The sequence below is a fragment of the Bradyrhizobium sp. 6(2017) genome (genome assembly GCF_011058295.2).
In the GTDB taxonomy this organism is placed as follows: domain Bacteria; phylum Pseudomonadota; class Alphaproteobacteria; order Rhizobiales; family Xanthobacteraceae; genus Bradyrhizobium; species Bradyrhizobium septentrionale.
The window spans coordinates 1,260,443-1,286,068 of record NZ_CP049289.2 but is presented as its reverse complement, the minus strand read 5'-3'; the positions used below and the strand labels follow the sequence as shown (position 1 = coordinate 1,286,068).

Genomic DNA, 25,626 nt, shown 5'->3' with positions numbered 1-25,626 from the left:
CCGCCTGGAGAGAATGGCATGATCATCAGCGGCGACCGACAGATCAGCTATGGCGAGATTCACGCCCGCATCGCGCGGGCGGCGACCGGCTTCCGCGCGCTCGGCGTGCAGGGCGGCAAGCCGGTCGGCATGATGCTGCGCAATGACTTCGCGCTGTTCGAGGCGGTCGCCGCCGCGGCCGCGCTCGGCAGTCCGGTGGTGCCGATCAACTGGCATCTGAAGGCCGACGAGGTCGCCTACATCCTGTCCGACAGCGGCGCCGACACGCTGGTCTGCCATGCCGATCTGCTGCCGCAGATCCGCGACGGGTTGCCGCCGGGGATCAAGCTCCTGGTCGTGACGACGCCACCGGAGATCGCCGCGGCCTATGGCGTGGCGCCTGCATCCACGCGCGTGCCCGACGGCATGACCGATTGGGATATTTGGCGTGAGACGCATCAACTGCTCGCCGACGCGCCGATCGGCGCGGCGCCGATGTTCTACACCTCCGGCACCACCGGACTGCCGAAGGGCGTCAAGCGCAAGCCGATGCGGCCGGAGCAGCAGGCGGCGGCCGCGCGCGTCGGCGCCATCACTTACGGCGTCAAGCCGAACGAGGGCCAGGTGATCCTGATGAATGGCCCGATGTACCATTCGGCGCCGCACTCCTATGGAATGCTCGCGTTCCGCAACGGCTGCGCGATCGTGCTCGAGCCGCGCTTCGATCCCGAGGATCTGCTGCAACTGATCGAGCGCCACCGCGTCACGCACATGCATATGGTCCCGACCATGTTCGTGCGGCTGCTGCGCCTGCCGGAAGAGACGCGGCACCGCTACGACCTGTCGTCGCTGCGCTTCATCGTCCATGGCGCGGCGCCCTGCCCGGTCGACGTCAAGCGCGCGATGATCGAATGGTGGGGACCGGTGATCAACGAATATCTCGGTTCGACCGAGACCGGCATCCCGGTCTGGCACTCGGCGGCGGAAGCGCTCGCCAAGCCCGGCACGGTCGGCCGCGCCATCGAGGGCGGCATCGTCAAGATATTCCGGCCCGACGGCACGCAATGCGACGTCGGCGAGCCCGGCGAGATCTTCATGCGCCAGACGACGGCGTCGGATTTCGATTATCACGGCAATGCCAAGGCCCGCGCCGAGGCCGACCGCGACGGCCTCGTCAGCGTCGGCGACGTCGGCTATCTCGACGCGGACGGCTATCTGTTCCTGTGCGACCGCAAGCGCGACATGGTGATCTCGGGCGGCGTCAACATCTATCCCGCCGAGATCGAGAACACCCTGATCGGCATGGAAGGCGTCCGCGACTGCGCGGTGTTCGGGGTTCCCGACGACGAATATGGCGAGCGGCTGTTCGCCTGCGTCGAGCCGGAAGCGGGCGCAGCACTCTCGGTTGCAGCGATCCAGGATTTCTTGCGCGGCAAGCTTGCCAATTTCAAGGTGCCGAGAGACATCCGCTTCATGGACGCGCTGCCGCGTGAGGCGACCGGCAAGATCTTCAAGCGCAAGCTGCGCGACCTCTACCGCGAAGGACAGCTTCGCTGAGCGAAATGACGGCGACGCCGAACGGCGTTTGAAACTTTGTTGCTGTTGCAAAAGGCCGGCAATCGACGCGACGATGCCGGCGCTCATCCGAGGCCGGGATCATCGCCATGAACTCCACCGACTTCATCGTCATCCGCAACGACCTGCAGCAGTGCAAGGTGATCGAGACGGAGCTCCCCGACGCCGCGGCGCTGCCGGCCGACGCGCTGCTGGTCAAGGTCACCCGCTTCGCCTTCACCGCCAACAACATCACCTACGCCGTGATCGGCGAGCAGCTGAAATACTGGCAGCTGTTCCCGGCGCCTGACGGCTACGGCATCATCCCGGTGTGGGGCTTTGGCGAGGTGCTTGCCTCGAAGCATCCGAACGTCACGGTCGGCGAAACCCTGTTCGGCTATTTCCCGATGGCGACCCATCTTGTCATCGAGGCCGCCGACGTCAGCAAGCGCGGCCTGCGCGATGGAGCCGCACACCGGCAGGAGGTCTCGCCGGTGTATAACGCCTATGCCCGGGTCTCCGGCGATCCGACCGATGCCGGCCGGCAGGGCGATTTCCGTGCACTGCTGCTGCCCTTGTTCATGCTGTCGTTCCTGGTCGACGACTTCCTGGCCGAGAACGAATTCTACGGCGCCCGCCGCGTCATCCTGTCGTCGGCCTCGAGCAAGACCGCGTTCGGCCTCGCCCATCTGCTGCACAGAAGGGGCATCCGGGTGATCGGGCTGACCTCCAAGGGCAATGTCGATTTCGTCAGCTCGCTCGGCTGTTATGACGAGGTCGTCACCTATGACCAGGTCAGCGCGATCCCGCCGGCCGAGCCGGTCGCCTATGTCGACATGGCCGGCAACAGCGCGCTGCGCGAAACGCTGCACCGGCACTTCGGCGCGCAGATGGTCTATTCCGGCCGGGTCGGGCTGACGCATCGCGCCAACGAGCCGGACGAACCTGCGCTTCCCGGCGCCAAGCCGGTCTGGTTCTTCGCGCCCGACCAGATCCGCAAGCGCGCCAAGGAATGGGGGCCCGGCGGCATCGATCAGCGTTTTGGCGCCGCCTGGACCGAGCTCGTGCCGCATTTGCCCGATTGGCTCGAGGTCGTCGAGCGGCGGGGACCAGCCGCAGTGCGCGAGGCCTATCTCGACACCCTGCAGGGCCGGGTCCCGCCCGATCAAGGCTTGATCCTGTCGCTGGCCGAATAGGCGATATCCCGTCACGCCCTTTCTGCAGGCCTTCGGATAGGTATAGGCTTTGCGGCAATGGGAACGCCGTCACCAAGACGGCCGATGACGAGAGACGCTCAATGCTCGACAAGACGGACGATATTTCGGTCGCCGCCGACAATTGGCTTGTGCAGTTCGAGGATGCGCTGGCGAGCCCCGAAGATGTGCTGCTTAAGCCGCTGTTCCATCCCGACAGCTATTGGCGCGACGTGCTGGCGCTGAGCTGGAACATCCAGACCGTCAACCGCGCCTTCGCGATCCTCGAGGAGATGCCCGCGCATGCCCGCCGCAGCACGCCGAGCAATTTCCGCATCGACGCCGAGCGCGCCGCGCCACGCCGGGTGAAGCGCGCCGGCACCGATGCGATCGAGGCGATCTTCAAGTTCGAAACCGCTGTTGGCCGCGGCCACGGCATCGTGCGGCTGGTCCCCGATGCGGCCGATGTCGATCGGTTGAAGGCCTGGACGCTGCTGACGGCGCTCGAGGAGTTGAAGGGCTTTGAAGAGCAGCAAGGTCATACGCGGCCGCGCGGACAAGCCTATTCCCGCGACTTCCGCGGACCCAACTGGCTCGACCTGCGCAAGGCAGCCGCCGAATATGCCGACCACGACCCCGACGTGCTGGTGGTCGGCGGCGGCCAGGCCGGGCTTGCGATCGCCGCGCGGCTGCAACAGCTCAGGATCGACGCGCTGATCGTCGACCGCGAGGCGCGCGTCGGCGACAATTGGCGCAAGCGCTATCACGCACTCACCCTGCACAACCAGGTGCAGGTCAATCATTTGCCCTACATGCCGTTCCCGCCGAACTGGCCGACCTACATCCCGAAGGACAAGCTCGCCAACTGGTTCGAATCCTACGTCGACGCCATGGAGCTGAACTTCTGGACCGGCACGGAGTTTGTCGGCGGCAGCTATGACGACGCACAGGGACGCTGGACCATCGAGCTGCGCCGCGCCGACGGCACGATGAGGAAAATGCAGCCGCGCCATGTCGTGATGGCGACCGGCGTCAGCGGCATCCCCAGCGTGCCCGACATCCCGGGCTTGAAGAACTTTGCCGGCAAGGTGCTGCATTCCAGCGGCTACGAGGACGGCGAGCATTGGGCCGGCAAGCGGGCGCTCGTGATCGGCACCGGCAACAGCGGTCACGACATCGCGCAGGACCTGCACTCCTCCGGCGCCGAGGTCACGCTGGTGCAGCGCTCCTCGACGCTGGTCACCAATATCGAGCCGTCCGCGCAGCTTGCCTATGCCGCCTACAATGAAGGCTCGCTCGAGGACAATGATCTGATCGCGACCTCGATGCCGTTGGCGCTCGCCAAGCGCAGCCACGTGCTGATAACCGAGCAGTCGAAGGAGCTCGACAAGCCGCTGCTCGACGGCCTCGCGCGCAAGGGCTTCAAGCTCGATTTCGGCGAGGGCGGCACCGGCTGGCAGTTCAAATACCTGACCCGCGGCGGCGGCTATTATTTCAACGTCGGCTGCTCCGATCTCGTCGCGGGCGGCGCCGTCGCTCTGAAGCAGTTCTCCGACATCGAGACCTTCGTGAGCGAAGGCGCGCGGCTGAAGAACGGCGAGACGGTTGCGGCCGACCTCATCGTGCTCGCGACTGGCTACCGGCCGCAGGAAGAGCTGGTGAAGAGACTGTTCGGCGAAGCCATGGCCGCGCGCGTCGGCCCGATCTGGGGCTTTGGCGACGGCCAGGAGCTGCGCAACATGTACACCCGCACGCCACAGCCGGGCCTCTGGTTCATCGCCGGCAGCCTCGCGCAATGCCGCATCAACTCGCGCACCCTCGCGCTGCAGATCAAGGCGATCGAGGAAGGGCTGTTGCCACGCGATGTCGGGCCGGTGGCGAGGCTGACCTAACCATCCACCGTCATTCCGGGGCGCGCGCAGCGCGAACCCGGAATCCATTGGGCCACAATCTCTGCGGAGAAATGGATTCCGGGCCTGCGCTTCGCGCATCCCGGAATAACGAGAAGAGAGAGAGGAACAAAAATGCCAACCATCCTCGGCACCGGCGAGCATCGCTACCGCGTCGTTGAGAACTTCGCGAAGCTACCCGACGGCTGGAGCCTGACGGATGTCGCCTCCGTCGCGGTCGACAGCAAGGACCGCGTCTATGTCTTCAACCGCGGCGAACACCCGATGGTGGTGCTCGACCGCGAGGGGAATTTCATCAGGAGCTGGGGCGAAGGCCTGTTCTCGCGCGCCCACGGCCTGCACATCGACGCCGACGACCATCTCTATTGCACCGACGACGGCGACCACACCGTGCGCAAGTGCTCGACCGACGGCAAGGTGCTGCTGACGATCGGCATCCCGAACAAGCCGGCGCCATTCATGAGCGGCGAGCCGTTCCATCGCTGCACCCATACCGCGCTGTCGCCGAAGGGCGATATCTATGTCTCCGACGGGTACGGCAATGCCTGCGTCCACAAATACACGCCTGACGGAAAACTCATCAAGACCTGGGGCGAGCCCGGCACCGATCCCGGCCAGTTCAACATCGTGCACAACATCGCGACCGACGCCGACGGCTGGGTCTATGTCGCCGATCGCGAGAACCACCGCGTCCAGGTGTTCGACGGCAACGGCAAATACGAGACGCAGTGGAACAATCTGCACCGGCCTTGCGCGCTGTGTTGCTGCGGCGGCGGCACGCAGCCGAAATTCGTGATCGGCGAGCTCGGCCCCGGCATGGCGGTCAATCGCAAGGTGCCCAATCTCGGCCCGCGGCTGTCGATCGTCGACCACAAGGGCAACCGGATCGCCCGGCTCGGCGGCGAGCACGGCCCGGGCGTGGAGACCGGAAAATTCCTGGCGCCGCACGGCATCGCACTGGATTCACGCGGCGACATCTATGTCGGCGAAGTCGGCGTCACCGACTGGAAGACCAGCTTTCCGGACACCGAGATGCCGGCTGCCGTGCGCGTGACGCGGTGTTTGCAGAAGCTGGAACGGGTGACGGCGCAGCGCCGGCCCGCTTACTTATCCCCGTCATGCTGAGGAGCGCGGAACGCGCGTCTCGAAGCATCGACGGCCCCCGCCGCCGCAGCTCGGCCGGGCATCCTTCGAGGCTCGCTGCGCACGCACCTCAGGATGACGGGTCTGATAGATTGCGACGGACAGAGCCTCACTCCCGCTTGCTGCCCGACGCCTCGGCTACCCCCCACCGAAATCAGATCTCGCCGATCACCTCGCGGCGGCGCAGTTCGGATTCTTCCGCATAGCGCCGCATCGCGTGCGCTTCGGTGAGCAGGCCGATCGGCCGCCGGTCGCCATCGCCCTCGACCACCGCGAGCGATTCCGCTTCGGCCGCGTCGAACACCGCGATCGCTTCCTGGACGTTCATGCCGGGATGCAGCATCACGTCGGCGTAGCGCAGAATGCCGGCGAGCCCCTTGTCGGCCTCGAGATCGGGCGCATGCGCTTCGGCGACCAGCGCAAGGCCTGCATAACGTCCCTCGCCGTCGATCGCGACAACCTGGGTCTTCGACCCCGGTGGAAATTCCTCGCGGAACGCCTCGATCGGCATCGCGGCGTCCACCGTTATCATGTCCCGCCGCATCATCTTGCCGACCGTCAGATCCCGGATCCAGCCGATATCGGCGGCGCTACGAATGGTCTCGCCGCGCAGATGCAGTCGCCAGGTCGCGAACGAATAGCCGAACAACTCGCGCGTGATCGTGGTCGAGATGATGACCGCGACCAGCACCGCAGTGGTGAGCCAGAGGTCGCCGGTGGATTCCAGCGCGATGAACGACATCGTCAGCGGACCGCCGATCACCGAGGCCGACAGCGCGCTCATGCCGATCACCGCATAGGCGTTGGGATCGAGATTCAGCCCCGGCCACACGATGTCGACGCCGGCGGCGAACAGCCGGCCGCCGAGCGCGCCCATGAACAGCGTGGCGAAGAACAATCCGCCGCGGAAGCCGGAGCCGAGCGAGACAATCGAGGCCACCGCCTTCAGCGCGAACACGCCGGCGATGAAGGCAAGCGGCATCGACACGATGCCGGCAAAACGCAGCGCGCCATGGCCCGACGACATCACCTGCGGCGTCAGCAGCGCCATCGCGCCGACGGCAAGCCCGCCGATCGCCGGCCGCAGCGGCGGCCAAAGCCTCGTTTTGGCGAGCAGCGCCTCGCACAGCGTCACGCCACGCATGATCGCAATGCCGGTCAGGGCCGCGACCATGCCGAGCAGCGCGGCGATCGCGAGGTCCCGTCCGAGCACGTCGCCGACGGTTCCGACACCGACACCGAGCGGCAGCGGCTCGAAGGCATGGGCGACGAAGTAGCCGGTCACCGCCGCCACGCCGACCGGGGTCAGGCTCGCCGGCGTGTAGCCGCCGATCACAAGTTCGAAAGCGTAGAACGCGCCAGCGAGCGGGGCGCTGAAGGCGCCGGCGATCGCCGCCGCAGCGCCGCAGCCGACCATGATTCGCTGGTCGTTGCGGCGGAGGTGGAAGCCGCGGCCGAGCGAGGCGGCCAGGCCGCTGGACAATTGGGTGTAGCCGGCCTCGAGCCCGACCGAGCCGCCGATGCCGCTCGACCAGATCGTCTGCAGCGCCACGATCACGCTGCCGCGGAACGACATCCGACCGCCATAGAGCGCGTTGGCCTCGATCGGGTCGATCTCGCGAGCCGGCCGGACCCGGAGCAGCAGAAGAAAGGCAATGCCGAGCAGCAGGCCGCCGATTGAGGGAACCAGCAGTGCGCGCAGCGGATCGATGCTGGGTTGGCTCGACAACCGGTCGCCCAGCGGCAGATTGAACAGCACCGAATGCAGCACCGTGACCAGGCTGCTCATCACCGCCACCACGAGGCCGCCAATGGCGCCGATCAATACCGCGAGCACCACGAGGCTCGTCTCGTGCGCGCGTACGAATGCGCGCAACCGGCGCGGCGCCTCGAAATAGCTTGACGTCGTGGTCATCGGCAGGGTCCGTCACTGGCCGACACGGCCTTGCGCTCCCTTTACGGGCCTCGCGGGCGGGAGGCAATCGGGGCAGGAACATGGCAGTGCGCGGCGGATAAGCCGCTCATTGCTCTTCACAATCCCGTCACGCTGCCTGTAGTATGTGAGTGCATGCTGCTTCGCAGCTAATGGGAGTCAGGAGCGTTATTTGAACGCACATGTCTCGCAAGGCGGTTGGCCGGTGCTGGTCTTGAATGCGGACTTCCGGCCGCTGAGTTATTACCCGCTGTCGCTCTGGTCCTGGCAGGACGCGATCAAGGCAGTGTTCCTCGATCGTGTCAACATCGTCGAATATTACGACCGCGCGGTACGAAGTCCTTCCTTCGAAATCCAGCTGCCCAGCGTCGTATCTCTGAAATCCTTCGTCAAGCCGACCACCCACCCCGCCTTCACCCGGTTCAACGTTTTCCTTCGCGACCGATTCAGCTGCCAATATTGCCTGTCGGCCGACGACCTCACCTTCGATCACATCATTCCGCGCAGCAAGGGTGGCCAGACCACCTGGGAGAACGTCGTCGCCGCCTGCTCGCCCTGCAATCTGCGCAAGGGCAATCTGACGCCGCAGCAGGCCAGGATGTTTCCGAAGCAGACGCCCTACGCACCCACCGTGCATCAGCTGCACCGCAACGGCCGGCTGTTCCCGCCGAACTATCTGCACGAGAGCTGGCTCGATTATCTCTACTGGGATACTGAGCTCGATCCGTAGCGGATACGGCGCGCGGACGTTCCGACGAAATTCACACGAAAACAAGCTGATCGTGGGCGCCATGGCTGCTGCCGCGAATCCATGAATTTTCTTCGAGCATGTCTGACACCATAAACCTCTGTCCTCGCCGCAGAGTGCGTTCGCTTTTGCGTGATCGACGGAGATATTCTGGGGAATATGATTGCAGCCTAATCATTAGTATCCTATCTAACTGACATGGCTCCGTCGCAAGCTCATATCCACGCCGAAATCGGGCTCCTGATCACCCGGCTTGGGCGGATCTGGCGCCGCGAGTCGGATCAGGCGCTGTCCGATCATGGCCTGTCGGACGCGACTGCGATTCCGCTGCTGGTGCTGTCGCGGCAGGGAGAAAACGTCCGGCAGGGCGTGCTCGCCGATGAATTGGGTATCGAGGGGCCTTCGCTGGTGCGGCTGATCGATTTGCTCGCGAGCGAGGGCTTGGTGGAGCGCCGCGAGGATCCCACCGACCGCCGCGCCAAGACGCTGCATCTCACCGCCAGCGGCCAAGCCAAGGCCGCGGACATCAACCGTATCATGCGCCGCGTGCGGACCAGCCTGCTGAAGGATATCGACAGCGAGAAACTTGCGATAACCTTCGAGACGCTCCAGCGCATCGAACAGCGTGCGAGCCGCCTGCAGGACGCGAAAACTGCCGCAGAGGCGAAATAGTCATGCGCGCGGAAGAGCCGTTCCTGGTCCGCCACGCGGACCTGATCTTCGCTTTGAAGACGTTCGCCGCGTCGATGCTGGCGCTTGTCATCGCACTGGCGATCGATCTGCCGCGGCCCTATTGGGCAATGGCGACGGTCTATATCACGTCACAACCGCTCGCCGGCGCGACCAGCTCGAAGGCGTTCTTCCGCGTGATCGGCACCCTGGCCGGCGCGAGCATGACGGTCGCCATGGTGCCGAACCTAGTCGATGCGCCAGAGCTGCTGTGCCTTGCGATCGCGCTCTGGGTCGGGCTCTGTCTTTATCTGTCGCTGCTCGACGGCACGCCGCGCAGTTATATCTTCATGTTGGGCGGATATACTGTCGCACTGATCGGCTTTCCGTCGGTGGCCGACCCGGGCAGCATCTTCGACGTGGCGCTGGCGCGGGTCGAGGAGATCTCGCTCGGCATCGTCTGTGCGAGCCTGGTGTCGACCGTGGTGTTTCCCCGCAGCGTCGCGCCTGCGGTCGGCGGCCGCGTCAGGAGCTGGCTGTCGGATGCGCGCGGTCTGTCCCGCGACGTGCTGCTTGATCGCGGGACCGGCGAGACGCGCCGGGCTCAGCGCCTCCGGCTTGCAACCGACATCGTCGAGATCGATACGCTCTCGACCCATGTCGCCTATGACCGGCTGGCCGACGCCAGCGCGGTCCGTGGCCTCGGTGAGGTCCGGCTGCGCATGCTGATGCTGTTGCCGATCATCACGTCGATCGAAGACCGGCTCGCCGCACTCGGCGAGGCGGCGCTGCAAAGACAGCCGGAGCTCCGGCATCTGCTCGACGATCTCGCCGCATGGATCGTGGACGACGATCGCCAGCGGCAATCCGGCGAGCAGATCCGCGCTGCAATCGCCGAGCGGCAATCCGCGCTCGACGGCGTCGCGCCGCGGGAGCGCATTATCACGATCAGCCTGCTGCTCCGGCTGCGCGAGCTCATCGACATCTCGGCCGACTGCCGCGCGCTGGGCGATGCGATTTCGGCGGGCCAGGAGATATCCACCATCCCGCTGGCGTTCCACCCGGAGTCGGGGGCCGCGCCGGTCCGCCATCGCGATCACGGCATGGCGCTGTGGTCGGCCGCCGGGGCCGCAGTGGCGATCCTGATCTGCTGCGGCCTGTGGATTGCGACCGGCTGGCCCGACGGCGCCTCGGCGCCGATGATGGCGGCCGTCGCCTGCTCCTTCTTCGCCGCGCAGGATGAGCCGGCGCGCAGCATCCGGGCCTTCGGCCTGTTTTCGCTGGTCGCGATCGTCGTGGTCGCGGTCTACCAGTTCGCGCTGGTGCCGGGCATCACCCATGTCGAGGTGCTGATCGCCGCGCTGGCTTCGACCTTCCTCCTGTACGGCTTCCTGATCGCGCGGCCGAAAACCGCGCCAATCGGCTCGGCTCTCGCTGTCAACACCGCAACGCTGCTCGCGCTGCAATCGACCTACAGCGCGGATTTTGCCAGTTTTGCCAACTCGTCCGTCGCTTTCTTCCTCGGTATCGTGATTGCCGAGATCGTGACGCGGATCGCGCGCGGCGTCGGCGCCGAATGGATCGCCAGGCGGCTGACGACGTCGAGCTGGCAGACGCTGGCGGTCGCGGCCGAGCGGCGTGGCCACGGCGATCGCGCGCAGTTTGCCGGCCTGATGCTGCATCGGCTCGGACTCCTGGCCCAGCGCGTCGCCTTCATCTCCGAGAGCGACCGCCGCGATACCGACAGCCTGGTCCAGCTGCGCATCGGGCTCAACATCATCGATCTCAGGCGGGCCCGTTACGGCCTCGCCGCATCGACCGTGCGCGCCATCGACGACATGCTGGACGACCTCGCGGCGGCGTTTCGCGGCCATGCGGACGCGGCAATGCCGACCGGACTGCTGTCATGCATCGATGCGGCGCTGACCGCGGTCGTCAAGGATTCCAACGCGGGCGCGCGGGACGATGCATTGCTCGGCCTCGTCGGCATCCGCCGCGGCCTGTTTCCGGATGCGCCGGCGTATCGATCGCAGCCCGAGGAGAGTTTTGCTGCATGAGATATGAGCTCGATATCTACGGTGTCCTGGTCCCGGCGCTGCTGCTGTGGCTGATCGTGGCCTATGCGCTGAGCGTCATCGTGAGCCGGATCATGCAGCGCTTCGGGCTGTACCGGCTGGTCTGGCACCGCGCACTGTTCAATTTCGCCCTTTACGTCTGCCTGCTCGGCGTTGTCGTCTATCTCTCGGAGTTTCTGCCATGAAGGGGAATTTTGCCTGGCTTGGCCGGGTCGCGCTGACCGCGATCGCGCTGGTTGTCGCGCTCGCCGTCGCTCGCGCGCTGTGGGTCTACTACATGGAGTCGCCGTGGACCCGTGACGGCAAGGTCCGCGCCGACGTGGTTCAGGTCGCTCCCGACGTCTCCGGCTTTGTCACCGATGTGCTGGTCAAGGACAATCAACCGGTACATCGCGGCGATATCCTGTTCCGGATCGATCGCGCGCGCTTTGCCCTGGCGTTGCAGCAGGCCGATGCTGCGGTCGCCGGCCATCACGCGACGCTGGATCAGGCCGATGCCGACCTCAAACGCTACAGCGCGCTGACCACCGATGCGGTGTCGCAGCAGAAGCAGGAGCAGGTGCTGGCCACGCAGCTCCAGGCCAAGGCCGCCTATGATCAGGCGGTCGCCGATCGCGCGGTCGCGCAGCTCAACCTTGATCGCAGCGAGGTGCACGCATCGGTCAACGGCACCATCACCAATATGGATCTGCGGCCCGGCGCCTATGTCAGCGCGGGCAAGGGCGTGATGGCGCTGGTCGACACCGATACGCTGCATGTCGAAGGCTATTTCGAAGAGACCAAGCTCGCGCGCATTCGCGTCGGCGACAAGGCGCAGGTCCGGTTGATGGGCGAGCCGGTCCGGCTCACCGGACATGTCGAGAGCATTGCGGCCGGCATCGCGGACCGCGACCGCACGGAAGGCGCGAACCTGCTCGCCAACGTCAATCCGACCTTCAGCTGGGTTCGGCTCGCGCAACGCGTTCCCGTGCGCATCGCGCTCGATCACCTGCCGGATCGCATCGCGCTGGTCGCCGGCCGTTCGGCAACGGTCGAGATCATGGACTAGCCGGCCGGGCGGGCCGCACCGGCGTGGCGGCGTCAAGCGGACCACCCGCGCTTGCTGTGCCTCTGTCGGCCAAGTTCGTCTATTGCACGCCGTAGCGTGCAAAATCGTCGCCGATGCTGCCCTGGATCGCCTTGGCCGCCGAGATATCGCCATCGCCGCCGGCCTTGTCGCCCTGCTTCAGCTTCGCCAGTCCGCGTCCATAGAGCGCGCTTGCGAGCTTCGGGTCGATCCGGAGTGCGGCGCTGTAATCGTCGATCGCCGAGCCGAGCTGGCCCGTCTTCAGATAGATCAGGCCGCGCGAGTCGTAAGTCGCGGCATTGGCCGAACCCGATTGCAGGGCCTTGTTGCAATCCTCCAGCGCCGCCTGCAACGCGCCGAGGACGGCCCGGCTCCAGCAGCGTCCGTTCCATAGGCCTTCGAGATTCGGCTCGAGGCGAATGGCCTGATCATAATCCTGCGCTGCGTGGGCATAGTCATTCGTCTTCAGGTAGGCTTCCGCGCGATTGGCGAAGGCCTGGCCGTAGTTCGGGTTGAGCTTGATCGCCTGATCGAAAGCCGCAGTCGCAAGCTCGTATTCGTGTTTCCTGAAATGGGCCACGCCGCGGTTGTTGAACGGCTTGGTGTAGGTCGGATTGAGCTCGATGGACCGATCGAAATCCTGGATAGCGCGGTCGTAATCTCCCTGGGCGGCATAGGCGTTGCCACGGTTGTTGTAGGCGATCGCCAGACCAGCCGTCGTCATGTCCTGCCCCGCATCGATCAGCGCAGTGCATCCGCCAATGCGCGCGTCGAGCGGCGCGCGGTCGCGGCCGCTGCACAGTTCGACATTCCGCAGATAGTTGTCCTTTGGCTTCGGCTTCTGCGCGATCGCCGGCCAGGCGGAGAGCATCGCAACGAGAAGCGATATCAGGCTGACAATTGCGCCGGCGCTTGCACGAGGTTTCATGTCGGCCCTTGCATGCTCGAAAAGGCCTGCACCTGCCCTAGCATCCTCGACAGATGTTTGGATTAAACTTGTGGAGGGGGTTTTGCTCAGGTTGCTGCGTCGTTCGGGTCCCGGTCTTCCGGACCTTGCTCTTGCCCTCTTCAACGAGCGTGGCGAACTTCACAGTGCCATCCTCAGATATTTCGATGCGTGGCGTGGTGCCTCGAATGCCCATCGTTGCGACGGGGGTGTCGATCTTCATGTCGCCGGTCTTCGCAATGTTGCCGGCAACAAAGGTGAACGTTCCATTGGTCAGTTTGAGCAAGGTCGAGTTTGACTTGCCGTTTGGATCGTACACGAACTCGGTCATGGCCATTTTGGCGTTGCTCGACAGATTGAACGAGGTGCCGTCGGTGAAGTTGATCCCCACCCGCCCGTCGGCTCCGGTCTGCACCACATCGCCCAGATAGACGGGGTCGCCAACCTGCGTCTGAGGCAGTTTGTCAGGCAGCCCCGCCTGAACGACGACGGCACTCACGTGTTCGATCGTGACCGAACCGGTGGCCGCCACGACTCTCCCGATGAATTTCGATTGAGAAGTCTGGACCGCGGGCTGGGCCGGCTCGGTTTGCGCCTGCACCTGGCCGGGCACAAAAGTTGCGAGCGCCAGGACGAAGCTTGCAAGCAATTGAACAATCAAATGAATGCGCACGATCCCCTCCTTTGAGAAGATTTTGTCGTGTCGTGGCTCGATGGTGATCGGAACCGCCGGGCCGAGACCGCAGGGCCTTGAGTGCCAGATGAGCTACCGAAAACAGGCATAAGTGCCTGACGCAGTTCGATTAAAAATTAATAAGTGGACAATTTACTCAGTAACTATACTATTAATTTTGCGGGGCTGCACGCGCGATAAAGGACAGCTGTTCTGCCATTTTCGCAATGGCTCTCCGCTACTTGGAGTTCGATTTTCACTACCGAATTTAGTTTCAATCAGGACGTTTCGGCGGGCAAGCCTATGGCTGCTGGCGCGAGGATTTTTCACCTCGCGGCGAGCCAAACCAAAAAACTACGGCACCGCGTTCCGGTCTGAGCTGCTCAACAGGCGAAAAGCCAATGTCAGTTGCGTCCGGCGTCGAGTTCGGGGGCGTGTGCATGGCCGATTTGGGCCAGCCGCCCCGATTCATCGGCAACATTCAGACGGCGATCGGCTGCGGCACTATCAGGCGTGCAAGCGGCATCGCGGTTCGAGGCACGATTGGCGATCCCGTTCGCGAGGGTGACGTCATCGAGGTCGAAGCCGGCGGGCGGATCGAGATACGGTTGATCGGTGGCAGGGTGCTCGATCTGCCAGGTGGCACCTGCCTCGAGCTAAGTGCATGCGCGCAGGACCCCAACGAGATCGCGCGACCGGGCCTGCTCGCGAGGACCAGGGACATCTTCCGTTCCATTGGCAGTTGGCTGGCAAGGTCGGGCACCCCGGCCGCGGACCCACCGGTTGGCAACTTTCGAGCGGGCGGCTTCGGCACACTGACGCTCACCGCGCTGACCTTCTCGCTCCTGAAAGAAGCCCGGGCCGCGGAGTCGAACGTCACGTTCCTGGACGACGACAGCATCAACTACAAGGACCTCCACCACGGCGTCTTCGAGCTCGTGACCAAGGAGGCGATCCCCCGGCATATCATCGTCGAGGATCCCGGAGAGACGATCATCCTGAGCAGAAAGGGGTCCTCCGTCGGCGTCAGCCAGGCCACGAATTCCCCTTCGCACATGCAGGAATTGCGGGAGGCCCAGCAGGAGACGCTCGCCTATTTCGAGAAGGGACCGGGATCGAAAGGGTCCGGCACGTCGACCTTCGACGGGTCGCCGTTGCTGCAACCGATCAATTTTCAGCCTGGCGCGCAACCGCTGACGCCAGATCCGCTCGCGCCCGTGCCGGTGGTCATCTTTGCCAACGTCGAGACCTTCAAGCCGCCGCCGGTGCCGCCGCACCTGAACCTCGGAGCAGGACTGACGGAAATCGATACCGCGAAATTTGATGACTTCGGTACGGCGAGCGGAACTTTTTCCGCGAGCAGCAAGAACGGTGCGGTGACATTCGGCATCGGCGGAGGAAGTGCCGGCAACGTGGTGCAGGGCCAGCTGACCTACGACGTGTCGAGCACCGGCGCGTTTGGCACGCTCTACCTCAACAGCGAGACCGGAAACTACACCTTCGTTCCGAACAATGCCGCGATCAACGCGCTGAAGGTCAACTCGACCCAAAGTTTCGTTATCACCGTATCGGACGGCACGCTCTCGACCAGCGAGAGCTTCGACATCCCCATTGTTGGTGTCGACGACGCCTCTATCATTTCCGGCGCCAAGGCCGGCGCAGTTGTGGGTGCAGTCGGCGTCAGTGGGGCCTCGCCCGGTCTGCTCATCGCGACCGGCACGCTCACCGACACCGATGTCGACGATCCCGCCAATACCTTCACCGCCATCAACGCGCCGACGACAAGCGCGGGCGGCCACGGCTCATTCACGCTCACAACGGCCGGCGTGTGGACCTATACGCTCAACAACGCCGACAGCTCCGTGCAAGCCCTCCATGTCGGCCAAACCCTGACCGACAGCTTCACGGTGGCCACGATAGGCGGAACCCCGCAGGTGGTGACGATCACCATCCACGGCCCGCTGATCGAGGCCAGACCGGCGCCGTCGCTGACGCTGAGCGAGACCCATCTGACAGCGACAGCGCTGGACGACAACATCGCCGGCTCGGCACCGGACGCCGCGTTGACGACGACCTCAGGCGAGTTCTCGGCAGCGTTCGTCACCGCACCGGGTGTGACCGCCAGCTACGCGCTGACGATCACTGGCGGCAACGGCGCGGCGTCGGGGCTGATCGACTCGCACACCGGCCTCTCCGACGTGCTGGTTTTGAACGGCAACACCATCGAAGGCCGTGTCGGCACAGCAGGCGGGGCGCTCGCATTCACCATCGCGGTTGATCCGGCCACGGGCCGCGTGACCTTCGTCGAGCACCGCGCGGTGGAGCAATCGTCCGGCACCAGCCCCGACAACGGCGAAGGGATCGCGCTGGAGACCGGCATTGTAAACCTGATCGCGACGGTCACGGACAGCGACGGCCGGTACCAGGACATAAGCATCGATCTCGGCAAGCAGCTGACGATCACCGACGATGGCCCGCACATTGCGGCGGCGGGCACAGCCCCATCGCTGACGCTGAGCGAGACGCATCTGACGGCAACGGCGCTGGACGACCACATCGCCGGCTCGGCACCGGACGCGGCGCTGACGACGACTTCAGCCGATTTCTCGGCGGCCTTCACTTCGGTGCAAGGCGCCGATGGCGCGACCATCCGCTACGCGCTGACGATCACGGGCGGCAACGGCGCAGCGTCGGGGCTGATCGACTCGCATACCGGCCTCGCCGACCTGCTGGTTCTGAATGGCAACACGATCGAAGGCCGCGTCGGCGCGACCAACGGCACACTGGCATTCACTATCACGCTTGATCCGGCTACGGGACGTGTGACCTTCACCGACTACCGGCCGGTGGAGCAGCCGCTCGGCACCAGCCCGGACAGCGACGAGGCCATATCGCTGGCCGCCGGCATCGTAAACCTGACTGCCACGATCACCGACAGGGACGGCGACTTCCAGAGCGCCAACCTCGACCTCGGCAGCAGGCTATCCATCAGCGACGATGGCCCCTGCATCCGGGCCAACGGCACCGCTCCGTCGCTGACGCTGAGCGAGACGCATCTGACGGCAACGGCGCTGGACGGCCACATTGCCGGCTCCGCGCCGGACGCGGCGCTGACGACAATATCAGCCGATTTCTCGACGGCGTTCACTTCGCTCCAGGGCGCCGATGGCGCGACGACCCACTATGCGCTGACGATCAACGGAGGTAACTGCACCCCGTCCGGTCTGACCGACTCGCATACCGGCCTCGCCGACGTGCTGGTTCAGCACGGCAACACGATCGAAGGTCACGTCGGCACCGCAAGCGGGGAGCTGGCATTCACCATCGCGGTTGATCCGGCCACGGGAAGCGTCACTTTCACCGAGTATCGCGCGGTGACGCATCCGTCCTGCACCAGCGCTGACGAAGCCGTCTCACTAACCGCCGGCGTCGTAAACCTGGTCGCCACCATTACGGACAAGGATGGCGACTTCCAGACTGCGTGCATCGACCTCGGCAAGCAACTGACGATCACGGACGATCACCCGACCATTTGCGGCTTCCCGGAGACCTTCGTCACCGCCCGGGACGATCAAACCGCGACCGGCACTTACCATGTCGATTTCGGCGCGGATGGCGACGCCGCGATGCGCGTTGCCGTCCACGACGGTGCAGTCGGCTGCACGGGATACGATCTGGCTACGTCTTGCCTGGGTGACGGCGTTACCTCGGTGCACGTCACCGGACATGGCGATGACTACAGCTTCTACTATACGACCCATCAGGTGGGCGGCGGCGTTGAACTGGACGCCTATCTTGCGGATTGCGGCGGCACGCTGGCCGATCCGTACTTCAGGTTGCTGATCAGTCCGGACGGAACATATTGCTTTGATCTCGAGCACGCCGGGCCGTCGAAGGACGTCACCGTTAGCGGCTCCGATTTCGACGCGCCGCCCTGCGGCACGCCGTCATTGACTGCTCCGGATGGGCAATTGGTGATTACCGGGTCTGACTGCGCCGGCCATCCGCTCGATGTCAAGGCATCGAGTTGCGGTATCGCGGTCGGCGACAGCGGACTGCAAATGGACCCGGCCGAGCAGTTGAACCTCGCGTTCACCGGGCAGCAGTCGCAGGTCAGTTTCAATCTCACGCAATGGCAGGGCTATGGCACGGCCGGTGTGATCCTCAAGGTTCTTGACGGCAGCTCCGACGTTCACGACTTCTGCATCGATGTTCCCAAGCCGCTGTGCGGCAGCGCCAGCTTCGTGGTCCAGGAGACATCGGATGCTTCGCTGATCGACACCTACACTTTTAATGCCACGACGACGACGTACACGCTGTACGTTGACAGGGCGTTCAATCAAGTCCAGGTCGACTATGATCGGGCGGAGGCCGGGCACCCCACCTTCGCGGTCAACAACATCAGCTATACTGAAAAGACGAGTATCAACGCAGATCTCCTGTTCGATGTAACTGCGGTCGACGGAGACGGCGACTCGGCCACGACCAACCTTCAGGTCGATATTCAGTGCCACACGGCGGGGATGGATGCCTTCACATTCGCGGCCAGCCCGGACAGTGCTGCACCGCCGGTCGGCGGCAGCACCAGCGCTCCAGCGCCCGACGTTAGCCCGACGTCAACGAGCGGCCACGTCGACGCGGCCTTGTCTCAGGCCATGTTGCCCTTTGTAGACGGCGGAACATCCGCAACGACCGGGCAGTCCTTTCATTTCGCGGCGGAGCTTCCGAGCCTTGAACAGCAGGGAGCTTCGCCTCCTCCAGACTTCGATCAAACCGCCACGTGGTTCGGTTACCATCAGGATTCCGCCGGATTTCGCCTGGCACAAGGGGCTGCAGACGGAGCGCCAGCAACTGGGCCAGCTATCCCGGAGCACCAGCCGGATTACTTCTCAAACCACATGCCGGACGCCGTCGTGACCCATACGCCTCATGATCTGATCGTCTAACTACTCCTCCACACACTCCGGCCCGCGTCAGACGTTGACGCGGGCCAGGATCGCTTCTCTTGTCAGTGGTCGCCGGCCTTCAGCGCCGCCGAAAGGCTGCGCACCGGGCGCGTCACCAGCGGATCGAGATCAAAGCGCTTTTCGAGCATCTTGAGGATCGACGTGGTGTCGAAATCCTCATGCGCGACGCCCGACTTGTTGAAGCGCTTGGCGATCAGCAGCGCCGGAATGCGGGTGCCCGGGCCCCACTGGTCCGCAGCCCTGGCTTCGGCACCATGACGGTTGTGCGGCGGCGGCGGAACGTGATCCCACTGCCCACCGAACTCGTCATAGGTGATGACGATCAGCGTGTCCTTGCCATCCGGCCCTTCGGCGATCGCCTTGACGAGATCGACGAGATGCTGGCTGCCTTCGGACTCGCTGGTGTACCCCGGATGCTCGTTCTCCTCGCCGATCGGCTTGATGAAGCTGACCTGCTTCAGCCGGCCGCTCTTGGCCGCCTGGATGAACTCCGCCTCGTCCTTCAGATGATCCCTACGGGCCTGCGTTCCCGGCGCGTAATTGGCAAAGTAGTTGAGCGCCTGATGGTGGAACTGGAAGTCCACGTCGGCGCAATTCGGGAACACCGCCGTCGAAAGATGGTTCGGATCGGTGCAGGTCGTGCCGTTGCCGTTGGTCCAGCCGGAAGCGCCGACGTCGCCATTGGCGTTCGACCAGCCGCCCGAATACCAGGCCCAGTCAACGTGCTTTGCCGACAGCCGATCGCCGATGTTCGGCGTGTGCAGCGGCGGCAGGCGCTTGATGTCTGGGGTGCCCGGCGAATAGGGCTGGTAGGTCGGCTGCGTGGTGTTGACCGCATAGTCGCCGCAGGCGAGGCCCGCCGGCAGCCCGGTCTGGCTGCACTTTGCCGTCAGCTGCGCATCCTTCACGGTGGAGACCGGCGTATAGAGCGGCGTGCTGGTGGGCATGCCGTTGGCATCGACGATCGAGTGGAAGTCGTTGGCGCTGCCGTCGCTCAAGGCACCGACGAACTGCGGCGCCGCGGCTGCAACAAAGAACTGGTGGTTGAGGAACGAACCACCGAAGGCGCCCTGAAAGAAGCTGTCGGCGATGACGTAGTTCGGGGCGCCGTGGCCGTGCAGATAGCTGTAGATCGGCAGTTTCTTGGTGTCGTAGTAGCCCATCGTCAGGCCCGACGCGTCGCTGCCGGTCACGTAGCGGTTCTGCCGGCCGCCGTTGAGCTGGTACTGCTCGTTGTAGAAGCGATGCACGATATCCTCGGTGCAGCCGCCGGGCGCGCCGGTGCCGTTGAGGAAGCCGTGCGCAGCGAAAGCGCCGACCGGTTTCGGGCAGGTGGTGGCCGAGGTCGGAATGAAGTCGTTGATCTCGAACGGCTTGTTCTTGAAGGCGCTCAGGATCGCGACGGTGCCCGTATTGTCGGTGCAGCTCGTCGGCTGCGGCGACGGCGAGGTCAGGTTGACGTCGTTCTGCAGCAGACAGGCATAGACGGTCTGATTGTCCTGCCGGACCTGCAAGGTGTGCGCCGCATCGGCGTCGGGGGTGCCATTGATCCGGTCACGGCCGACATCGCCCCAGTGACCGTAGAGGTTATCGAAGCTGTGGTTCTCCTGGTAGATGACCACGATGTGCTTGTACTGATGCACACCTTCATGACCGCGATCGCGCAGATCACGCAGCTCGTCCCTGACCTCGTGCTTGAATTCATCGATGATCTTTTCGACCAGATTCTCGGCGTTTGCCACCGGTGCGGTGGCAACGGTGCCAGCAACAATTGCGAGCGCCGGAATGGCTCCCCAAAGCCGCATAGTGCTCTCCTGATTTAGAAAGAAATAGAAATGGAGCTACACGCTAAGCAAAACACATTTCGCTGGGATGACCGTTTTTCGACGCGCGCGCGAAGGCATGACGTGTCGTTCACGCCGCGACAGAGTATCGCCCGGTAAGAAGCGTAACCATCGGTTTCGGCTTCGTTGCCGTCATCAAACCGCAATCAACCTTCGTCTATCCAATCAGACGGTCATTGGTCCCGCCGACAGAAAACTGTCACCTCCGTGACATCTTCCGATCGGGCGGCGGCACGAAGCGATTTGTGACAGGGGCGAATTCTCGCGATGGCTTGCGAAATTGTTGCGCGCGATTCCGGAGCAGGTCGGACCGCAATCGCCGGTCGCGGCGTGAAGCACGCGCCGATCGCGCTGCTGACGCTCGTCGCGGCCTTCCTTCCGTTGCGCGCGACCGCGTTCCCGCTCGGCGGCGACCAGACGGTGCTGCCGGCCGGCACCGAATTTTCCGAGGAGGCGCTGGCGCGGCCGCGCGAGCTTTTTCATTCCGAAGCGATGGGCGGCCGAAAGTCCTATCTGGTCAATCTCGGCGATCTCGCCTTCAATTCGCCTTCCATCCTGGGCGGCAAGGCCCGGCAGGCCGAGATGAGCTGCGGCACCTGCCACGTCAATGGCGCATCGAACCCGAAATTATTCGTCCCCGGAGCCTCTTCGCGTCCCGGCACCTTCGACACGACCAGCCTTCTCTTCAATGCCAAGACGTTCAACAGCATCCTCGATCCGGTCAGGATACCGAGCCTGCGCGGCGCCCGCTTCCTCGCGCCCTACGGACATGACGGGCGCATCGGCTCGCTCCGCGACTTCGTCTATAATGTCATCGTCAATGAATTTTCGGGTCCAAAGCCGCGCGACGAGATTCTCGACGGCCTGGTCGCCTATATCAACGACATCGAGTTCCTGCCGAATCCAAAGCTCGGGCCCGGCGGCAGGCTTGCCGCACAGGCCAGTGTTGCGGAGCGCCGCGGCGAGCACCTGTTCTTCAAGCCGTTCCCGAAGCAGGCCGAGCTGAGCTGCGCCGGCTGTCATGTTCCGGGGGCAACCTTCAACGACCAGCTGCGTCACGACGTCGGATCCGGCGGACTGGTCAAGACCCCCACTTTGCTGAACGCCAACTTCAACGCGCCGTATTTCCACGATGGCCGCTACGACAGTTACGAGCAGGTGGTGGAGCATTTCGACCGCGTGTTCGACCTCGACCTGTCGACCGAGGACACGCAGGACCTCGTCGCCTATCTGACTGCGGTCGGTGACGGCGACCGTCCGTTCGAAAAGGACGGCGTCGTGCTCCGGATGAAGGAAGTGCTTGAACTGTCGAGCGTCCTCGAGGTCGCCATCCCGGCCGCCGATACCGCGGTGGTGTCGCTGGCCGTGACCGGCGTCGGCGCCGAGCTGCGTGAATTGACCGAGCGGATTCCCGACATCAGGAACAGCTCGATCGGCGGCAAGGACGAGCGGCTGGCGGCGCGCGCGATCCTGAAGGACCTCGTCCTCACCCTGCGCCGCATTGATCTCGACGTTGGAGCCGGCCGTATCGACGATGCGATGGCCGAATATCGCCAATTCGCCCAGCTGGTGAATTTCGACGTTCCCGTCGCCCTGAAGAAGGTCGAGCCCTGGTCGCTGTTCAACAGCAACGTGCATCAGTCGCACTACACGGCGCTCGGCCGGATCCTGCCGGTGACCAATGCGCGATGAATCATCGTCGCGCTATGGCTCCTTGTCTGCGCATGATCTCCGCGCAAACGCATTGCGTTTGTCGCGAGGGAAAACCGCTTCGCACTTTTCCGGATCATGCTTTAGCCGGCAATCGCAGTAGGCACCGGCACACATCGGCTCACTCCGAAGCCGGCGGCGCAACCCATACGTCGCTCTGCTGAATCCTGCGGATCAGTGTCTGCGGGTCGAATTTGCGCAGGTTCGCCGGGATTTCGAAGGCCTGCGCCGGCTGGGGCTCGTCGCGGATGTGATCGACGGCGATCACCGTCCCATCCGCGGTCTTGATCTGCACCGGGAATTTCCGCGCGCGGTCGATCCACCCGACGAAGCCGGGACCGGACGACGCCGTGACCCGATAGACATCGGTGGCGCGCCCCGCGATCGTCTCCTCTCCGTCGCGTTGGCAATGCCATGTCGCGACATCGATCGGCGCGGCCAGTTGCGCGATCGCCTGCCATTGCCGGCAGGGTTGGTCCGGATCGACCGGAACGAACATTTGGGTGAGCGGGCTCGATTGTCTTGCGTCCATGAAGACGCGGGCGCCCGGACGGACGAACCAGGCCGCGGGCCTGGCCGTATCGATCAGGAAGAAGCCATCGGGCAACGCGGCTGTCTCGATCCGTGCTTTTCCGTCCGAGACCCGCAAGGTTCCCATGGCTGTTGCCGTATCATCCTTCCTCGCGACGAGGTCGGCGGAAAACTGCTGCGCCTGGGCCGGCATCGTCGCATTGGCCAGGACGGCAACGGCAAGCAGGCAGGCCGCAGGGCTTCCCGAACAAATCTTCTCGTTACGCTTCATCGCATATTCCCGATCGATCATCTGGTGGGCAGGCAAAACATGACGACGCCGACCGAACCATGGGTTCGATCGGCGCCGGCCTCGGATGGATTCAAGACCTCGCGCTGGGCGAGAGCTTGATCACTCGGTGTAGGACAACGTGACCGGCTTGCTGAAGTCGAACGCGTCGAACAGATCAGACAGTGCCGGGCTGTTGGTCGGGACATACTCGTTGTTCTTCGAGTAGCTCGGGTTCGGCAGGTTATCGCGGCTGCGGTTCGTGAGCGGCTGGAGGGCCCAGTTGCGTTCGATGAACTTCAGCAGCGAAACGTGGTCGGCGTAGTTGTGGTTGACCTTGCCGCCCGTCGAATAGGGCGAAAGGATCAGGGTCGGAATCCGCGGTCCGTCGCCGAAGAAGTCGATGGACTGCTGGTAGCCGGAGTCCCAATAGCCGCCGGCCTCGTCCCAGGTGATGAAGACAGCGGTTTCAGCCTTCAGCTCGGGGTTGTTGTCCAGCGCGTTGAGCACGTTCAGGACATAGGCCTCGAACAGATCGACCTTCGAGCTCTGCGGGTGACCGTCGAGCAGGCCATCCGGCTTGCCGAACGACACCGAGGGCAACGTGTTCTTCTCGATCGACGTGATTAGATCGGCAGTGTCCTTCATGTGAGCCTGGCGCACGGCCGGGTTGGCCATGATCGAGGTCGCATACTGGAACGGATTGCAGATCTGGCAGTAGGCAACGCCGAGCGCGTGTGCCGGATCGGCAACCGCGGCGGCGCTGAGGTTCGGGTTCGACGGATTGGCGGCAACCGCGGCGTTGGAAAGCGCCACGGCGTCGTTAAACGCACCACCATAGAACGCCCAGGAGATGTTCTTCTCCATGAGCGCGTCGCCGATCGTGCGAACCGACGACGGCGGGACGTTGTTGCCGCCCGCCAGCGCGCCGTTCGGCAGATAGCCCGGATTGACGTTGTTGAGCATGTAGTAGTGGTTGGGCTTGCAGTTCGGCTCGGCCGCGTACGGCAGATTGTTGAGATAGGTGACGATCGGCTTCACGCCCGGCTGGAAGACATCAGAGCAGTTGCTCCAATTGCCATCGACGGTGTAGCGGTTGACCGAACCCGCGGCCGGGTTGGGGTTGGCGATCAGGCTGGCCGGCGGCGTCACCGGGTTGCCCTTGCCGTCGCTCCAGAACGCCGCATCGCCGGTGCCGAGCATGAAGTGGTTCGCGCCGGTGCCGCCGTGGAACGACTGGTGGAAGTTGTCGCTCAGCGTGAAGCGGTCGGCGAGCATCTTCAGGACCGGGGCCTGACCCTGCTGGGCGTTGTAGAAGCCCATCGAGTTGGCCATGCTCTTGTTGGACGCCGAATAGGTCGCCATCACGAACGGGAACAGGTCGTTCAGGCAGCCCGAGTTGTTCTTCTTGGTGGCGCTGGCGGCGTTGCAGTCTTCCTGCTGCCAGTCCTGATAGAAGCGATGCGTCGAGTCGCCGGTGTAGTCGTCGTCAGAGAGCTGCTCGCCCTGCAACTGGAACGGTCCGTTCAGACCGCCGGCGCCGGGAACGCGGGTATCAAGCACACCGGTCGGCAGACCGCTGAAGCCGGTGGTGAGGATGTCGAGATCCGCCGGGTCCATGTCCTTCTCGACGCTGGCTTCGGCGATCGTCTTGAACGGGGGCGAGGTGTCGCTCTGCGCGGTCGGCGTGCCGTTGGTGTTCGGCTGCGGCATCAGGTTGGTCGCGTTGTAGGGCGACTTCGAGATGGTCGGCGCGCCGATATAGAAGGACGTCTGGCCCGCGACCGAGTACTGCTGCGCCTGCGCAAAGTTCGGACCCGGCGTTCCGTCCTCGTTGACGATGCCCTTCGACAGCAGGTTGGAGATCGTCTGCCCCTTGCCCTTCGGCTTGTAGATGCCAAAGGTGTGATCGAGGCCGCGGTTCTCACCGATCAGGATGATGACGTGCTTGATCGGCGAGGCGGTCTTCACCTTGTCGCCGTGATCCTTGTCACCATGATCGTGGTCATTCTTGGCGCGATCGGCGTCGTGGTGCGCCTTGTTGTTGTGATGCGGGCGCTTGTCCCAATCACTGTGACCGCCCGGATAGTGAGCGGCATATGCGGCTGTCGCAACGAGCACCGTAGACGCGATGCAGAGCGCGGTGCTGGTTCGCCAGTGCTTTTTGTAATTCAAACTCATTGTCGACCTCAGGTGTTTGCGGTTAGCAACGCACCCTGCTTAGTGCGGCAATATGACGCATGGTTTTCGCTTACATGAATGCGCGCAAGAAATTTCGAAACGTTCAAATATTTTCGCGGAGACATCATCAGCAGCGCGCGCAACTCCGCGATTCAAATATTCAATCATTGGTTGAGAAACGATCAAGCGATCCACGCAGCGAAGCGGGTCAGCAAAAGAGCTTAAATACAGCCCAA

17 protein-coding genes are annotated in these 25,626 nt (G+C 64.1%); 11 read left to right on the top strand and 6 right to left on the bottom strand.

Features of this window, described 5'->3' with window-relative positions; all coding sequences use genetic code 11:
• The first annotated feature begins 18 nt into the window (after nucleotides 1–18).
• From G6P99_RS06025 to G6P99_RS06010, 4 genes are all read left to right on the top strand, one after another.
• Nucleotides 19–1,536 carry an acyl-CoA synthetase gene (locus G6P99_RS06025; RefSeq protein WP_029079755.1) on the top strand — a complete coding sequence of 506 codons (1,518 nt, stop codon included), beginning with the start codon at nucleotides 19–21 and terminating at the stop codon, nucleotides 1,534–1,536.
• Between the two features lie 107 nt (nucleotides 1,537–1,643).
• Nucleotides 1,644–2,729, top strand: coding sequence for a DUF2855 family protein (locus G6P99_RS06020; protein ID WP_029079756.1), 1,086 nt, complete (start codon nucleotides 1,644–1,646; stop codon nucleotides 2,727–2,729).
• 101 nt (nucleotides 2,730–2,830) lie between these two features.
• On the top strand, nucleotides 2,831–4,618 hold the full coding sequence (locus tag G6P99_RS06015) for a flavin-containing monooxygenase (RefSeq protein WP_029079757.1): 1,788 nt from the start codon (nucleotides 2,831–2,833) through the stop codon (nucleotides 4,616–4,618).
• Nucleotides 4,619–4,750: 132 nt separating this feature from the next.
• Nucleotides 4,751–5,761 (top strand): peptidyl-alpha-hydroxyglycine alpha-amidating lyase family protein, encoded by a 1,011-nt coding sequence (locus G6P99_RS06010; RefSeq protein ID WP_051346109.1) that lies wholly within the window; start codon nucleotides 4,751–4,753, stop codon nucleotides 5,759–5,761.
• A 172-nt stretch (nucleotides 5,762–5,933) separates the two neighbouring features.
• Here the strand turns inward: G6P99_RS06010 and G6P99_RS06005 are convergent, their stop codons facing one another.
• Complete coding sequence (locus G6P99_RS06005) at nucleotides 5,934–7,694, bottom strand: chloride channel protein (RefSeq protein WP_165127536.1); 1,761 nt, start codon at nucleotides 7,692–7,694, stop codon at nucleotides 5,934–5,936.
• A 190-nt stretch (nucleotides 7,695–7,884) separates the two neighbouring features.
• On the opposite strand from G6P99_RS06005, the gene G6P99_RS06000 reads away from it, so the two are divergent.
• The 5 genes from G6P99_RS06000 to G6P99_RS05980 all read left to right on the top strand — a co-directional run bounded on the left by G6P99_RS06000 (nucleotide 7,885) and on the right by G6P99_RS05980 (nucleotide 12,252).
• The gene (locus tag G6P99_RS06000; RefSeq protein ID WP_029079759.1) at nucleotides 7,885–8,442 is read left to right on the top strand and encodes an HNH endonuclease; all 558 of its coding nucleotides are present in this window, start codon (nucleotides 7,885–7,887) and stop codon (nucleotides 8,440–8,442) included.
• 216 nt (nucleotides 8,443–8,658) lie between these two features.
• The gene (locus G6P99_RS05995; protein WP_029079760.1) at nucleotides 8,659–9,132 is read left to right on the top strand and encodes a MarR family winged helix-turn-helix transcriptional regulator; all 474 of its coding nucleotides are present in this window, start codon (nucleotides 8,659–8,661) and stop codon (nucleotides 9,130–9,132) included.
• A gap of 2 nt (nucleotides 9,133–9,134) precedes the next feature.
• On the top strand, nucleotides 9,135–11,186 hold the full coding sequence (locus G6P99_RS05990) for an FUSC family protein (protein WP_165127534.1): 2,052 nt from the start codon (nucleotides 9,135–9,137) through the stop codon (nucleotides 11,184–11,186).
• On the top strand, nucleotides 11,183–11,389 hold the full coding sequence (locus tag G6P99_RS05985) for a DUF1656 domain-containing protein (RefSeq protein WP_029079762.1): 207 nt from the start codon (nucleotides 11,183–11,185) through the stop codon (nucleotides 11,387–11,389). Before G6P99_RS05990 ends, G6P99_RS05985 begins: the two co-directional genes overlap by 4 nt.
• A complete protein-coding gene (locus G6P99_RS05980; protein WP_029079763.1) occupies nucleotides 11,386–12,252 on the top strand; it encodes an HlyD family secretion protein in 867 nt (288 codons plus the stop codon). Before G6P99_RS05985 ends, G6P99_RS05980 begins: the two co-directional genes overlap by 4 nt.
• Nucleotides 12,253–12,331: 79 nt before the next feature.
• Here G6P99_RS05980 and G6P99_RS05975 read toward each other — a convergent pair whose 3' ends face one another.
• Together G6P99_RS05975 and G6P99_RS05970 are read right to left on the bottom strand one after the other, a co-directional pair.
• Nucleotides 12,332–13,198, bottom strand: coding sequence for a tetratricopeptide repeat protein (locus tag G6P99_RS05975; RefSeq protein WP_029079764.1), 867 nt, complete (start codon nucleotides 13,196–13,198; stop codon nucleotides 12,332–12,334).
• A gap of 37 nt (nucleotides 13,199–13,235) precedes the next feature.
• Nucleotides 13,236–13,889, bottom strand: coding sequence for a FecR family protein (locus tag G6P99_RS05970; RefSeq protein WP_245284590.1), 654 nt, complete (start codon nucleotides 13,887–13,889; stop codon nucleotides 13,236–13,238).
• A gap of 440 nt (nucleotides 13,890–14,329) precedes the next feature.
• Between G6P99_RS05970 and G6P99_RS05965 the strand changes: the two genes are divergently transcribed.
• Complete coding sequence (locus G6P99_RS05965; RefSeq protein WP_165127532.1) at nucleotides 14,330–18,835, top strand: DUF5801 repeats-in-toxin domain-containing protein; 4,506 nt, start codon at nucleotides 14,330–14,332, stop codon at nucleotides 18,833–18,835.
• Nucleotides 18,836–18,897: 62 nt separating this feature from the next.
• Here the strand turns inward: G6P99_RS05965 and G6P99_RS05960 are convergent, their stop codons facing one another.
• On the bottom strand, nucleotides 18,898–20,661 hold the full coding sequence (locus G6P99_RS05960) for an alkaline phosphatase family protein (RefSeq protein ID WP_029079766.1): 1,764 nt from the start codon (nucleotides 20,659–20,661) through the stop codon (nucleotides 18,898–18,900).
• Between the two features lie 306 nt (nucleotides 20,662–20,967).
• Here G6P99_RS05960 and G6P99_RS05955 point away from each other — a divergent pair, with 306 nt between their 5' ends.
• Nucleotides 20,968–22,392: a cytochrome c peroxidase gene (locus tag G6P99_RS05955; RefSeq protein WP_029079767.1), complete on the top strand. Its 1,425-nt coding sequence runs from the start codon at nucleotides 20,968–20,970 to the stop codon at nucleotides 22,390–22,392.
• A gap of 139 nt (nucleotides 22,393–22,531) precedes the next feature.
• Here the strand turns inward: G6P99_RS05955 and G6P99_RS05950 are convergent, their stop codons facing one another.
• Both G6P99_RS05950 and G6P99_RS05945 read right to left on the bottom strand, forming a co-directional pair.
• Complete coding sequence (locus tag G6P99_RS05950; protein WP_245284591.1) at nucleotides 22,532–23,212, bottom strand: hypothetical protein; 681 nt, start codon at nucleotides 23,210–23,212, stop codon at nucleotides 22,532–22,534.
• A 120-nt stretch (nucleotides 23,213–23,332) separates the two neighbouring features.
• Nucleotides 23,333–25,384 carry an alkaline phosphatase family protein gene (locus G6P99_RS05945; RefSeq protein ID WP_029079768.1) on the bottom strand — a complete coding sequence of 684 codons (2,052 nt, stop codon included), beginning with the start codon at nucleotides 25,382–25,384 and terminating at the stop codon, nucleotides 23,333–23,335.
• Between the last annotated feature and the right edge of the window lie 242 nt (nucleotides 25,385–25,626).

Bases quoted from the DNA above. Each gene is read 5' to 3' on its own strand.
- G6P99_RS06025 (WP_029079755.1), top strand. From the start codon at position 19: ATGATCATCAGCGGCGACCGACAGATCAGCTATGGCGAGATTCACGCC.
- G6P99_RS06020 (WP_029079756.1), top strand. From the start codon at position 1,644: ATGAACTCCACCGACTTCATCGTCATCCGCAACGACCTGCAGCAGTGC.
- G6P99_RS06015 (WP_029079757.1), top strand. From the start codon at position 2,831: ATGCTCGACAAGACGGACGATATTTCGGTCGCCGCCGACAATTGGCTT.
- G6P99_RS06010 (WP_051346109.1), top strand. From the start codon at position 4,751: ATGCCAACCATCCTCGGCACCGGCGAGCATCGCTACCGCGTCGTTGAG.
- G6P99_RS06005 (WP_165127536.1), bottom strand. From the start codon at position 7,694: ATGACCACGACGTCAAGCTATTTCGAGGCGCCGCGCCGGTTGCGCGCA.
- G6P99_RS05995 (WP_029079760.1), top strand. From the start codon at position 8,659: ATGGCTCCGTCGCAAGCTCATATCCACGCCGAAATCGGGCTCCTGATC.
- G6P99_RS05990 (WP_165127534.1), top strand. From the start codon at position 9,135: ATGCGCGCGGAAGAGCCGTTCCTGGTCCGCCACGCGGACCTGATCTTC.
- G6P99_RS05985 (WP_029079762.1), top strand. From the start codon at position 11,183: ATGAGATATGAGCTCGATATCTACGGTGTCCTGGTCCCGGCGCTGCTG.
- G6P99_RS05980 (WP_029079763.1), top strand. From the start codon at position 11,386: ATGAAGGGGAATTTTGCCTGGCTTGGCCGGGTCGCGCTGACCGCGATC.
- G6P99_RS05975 (WP_029079764.1), bottom strand. From the start codon at position 13,198: ATGAAACCTCGTGCAAGCGCCGGCGCAATTGTCAGCCTGATATCGCTT.
- G6P99_RS05965 (WP_165127532.1), top strand. From the start codon at position 14,330: ATGGCCGATTTGGGCCAGCCGCCCCGATTCATCGGCAACATTCAGACG.
- G6P99_RS05960 (WP_029079766.1), bottom strand. From the start codon at position 20,661: ATGCGGCTTTGGGGAGCCATTCCGGCGCTCGCAATTGTTGCTGGCACC.
- G6P99_RS05955 (WP_029079767.1), top strand. From the start codon at position 20,968: ATGGCTTGCGAAATTGTTGCGCGCGATTCCGGAGCAGGTCGGACCGCA.
- G6P99_RS05950 (WP_245284591.1), bottom strand. From the start codon at position 23,212: ATGAAGCGTAACGAGAAGATTTGTTCGGGAAGCCCTGCGGCCTGCCTG.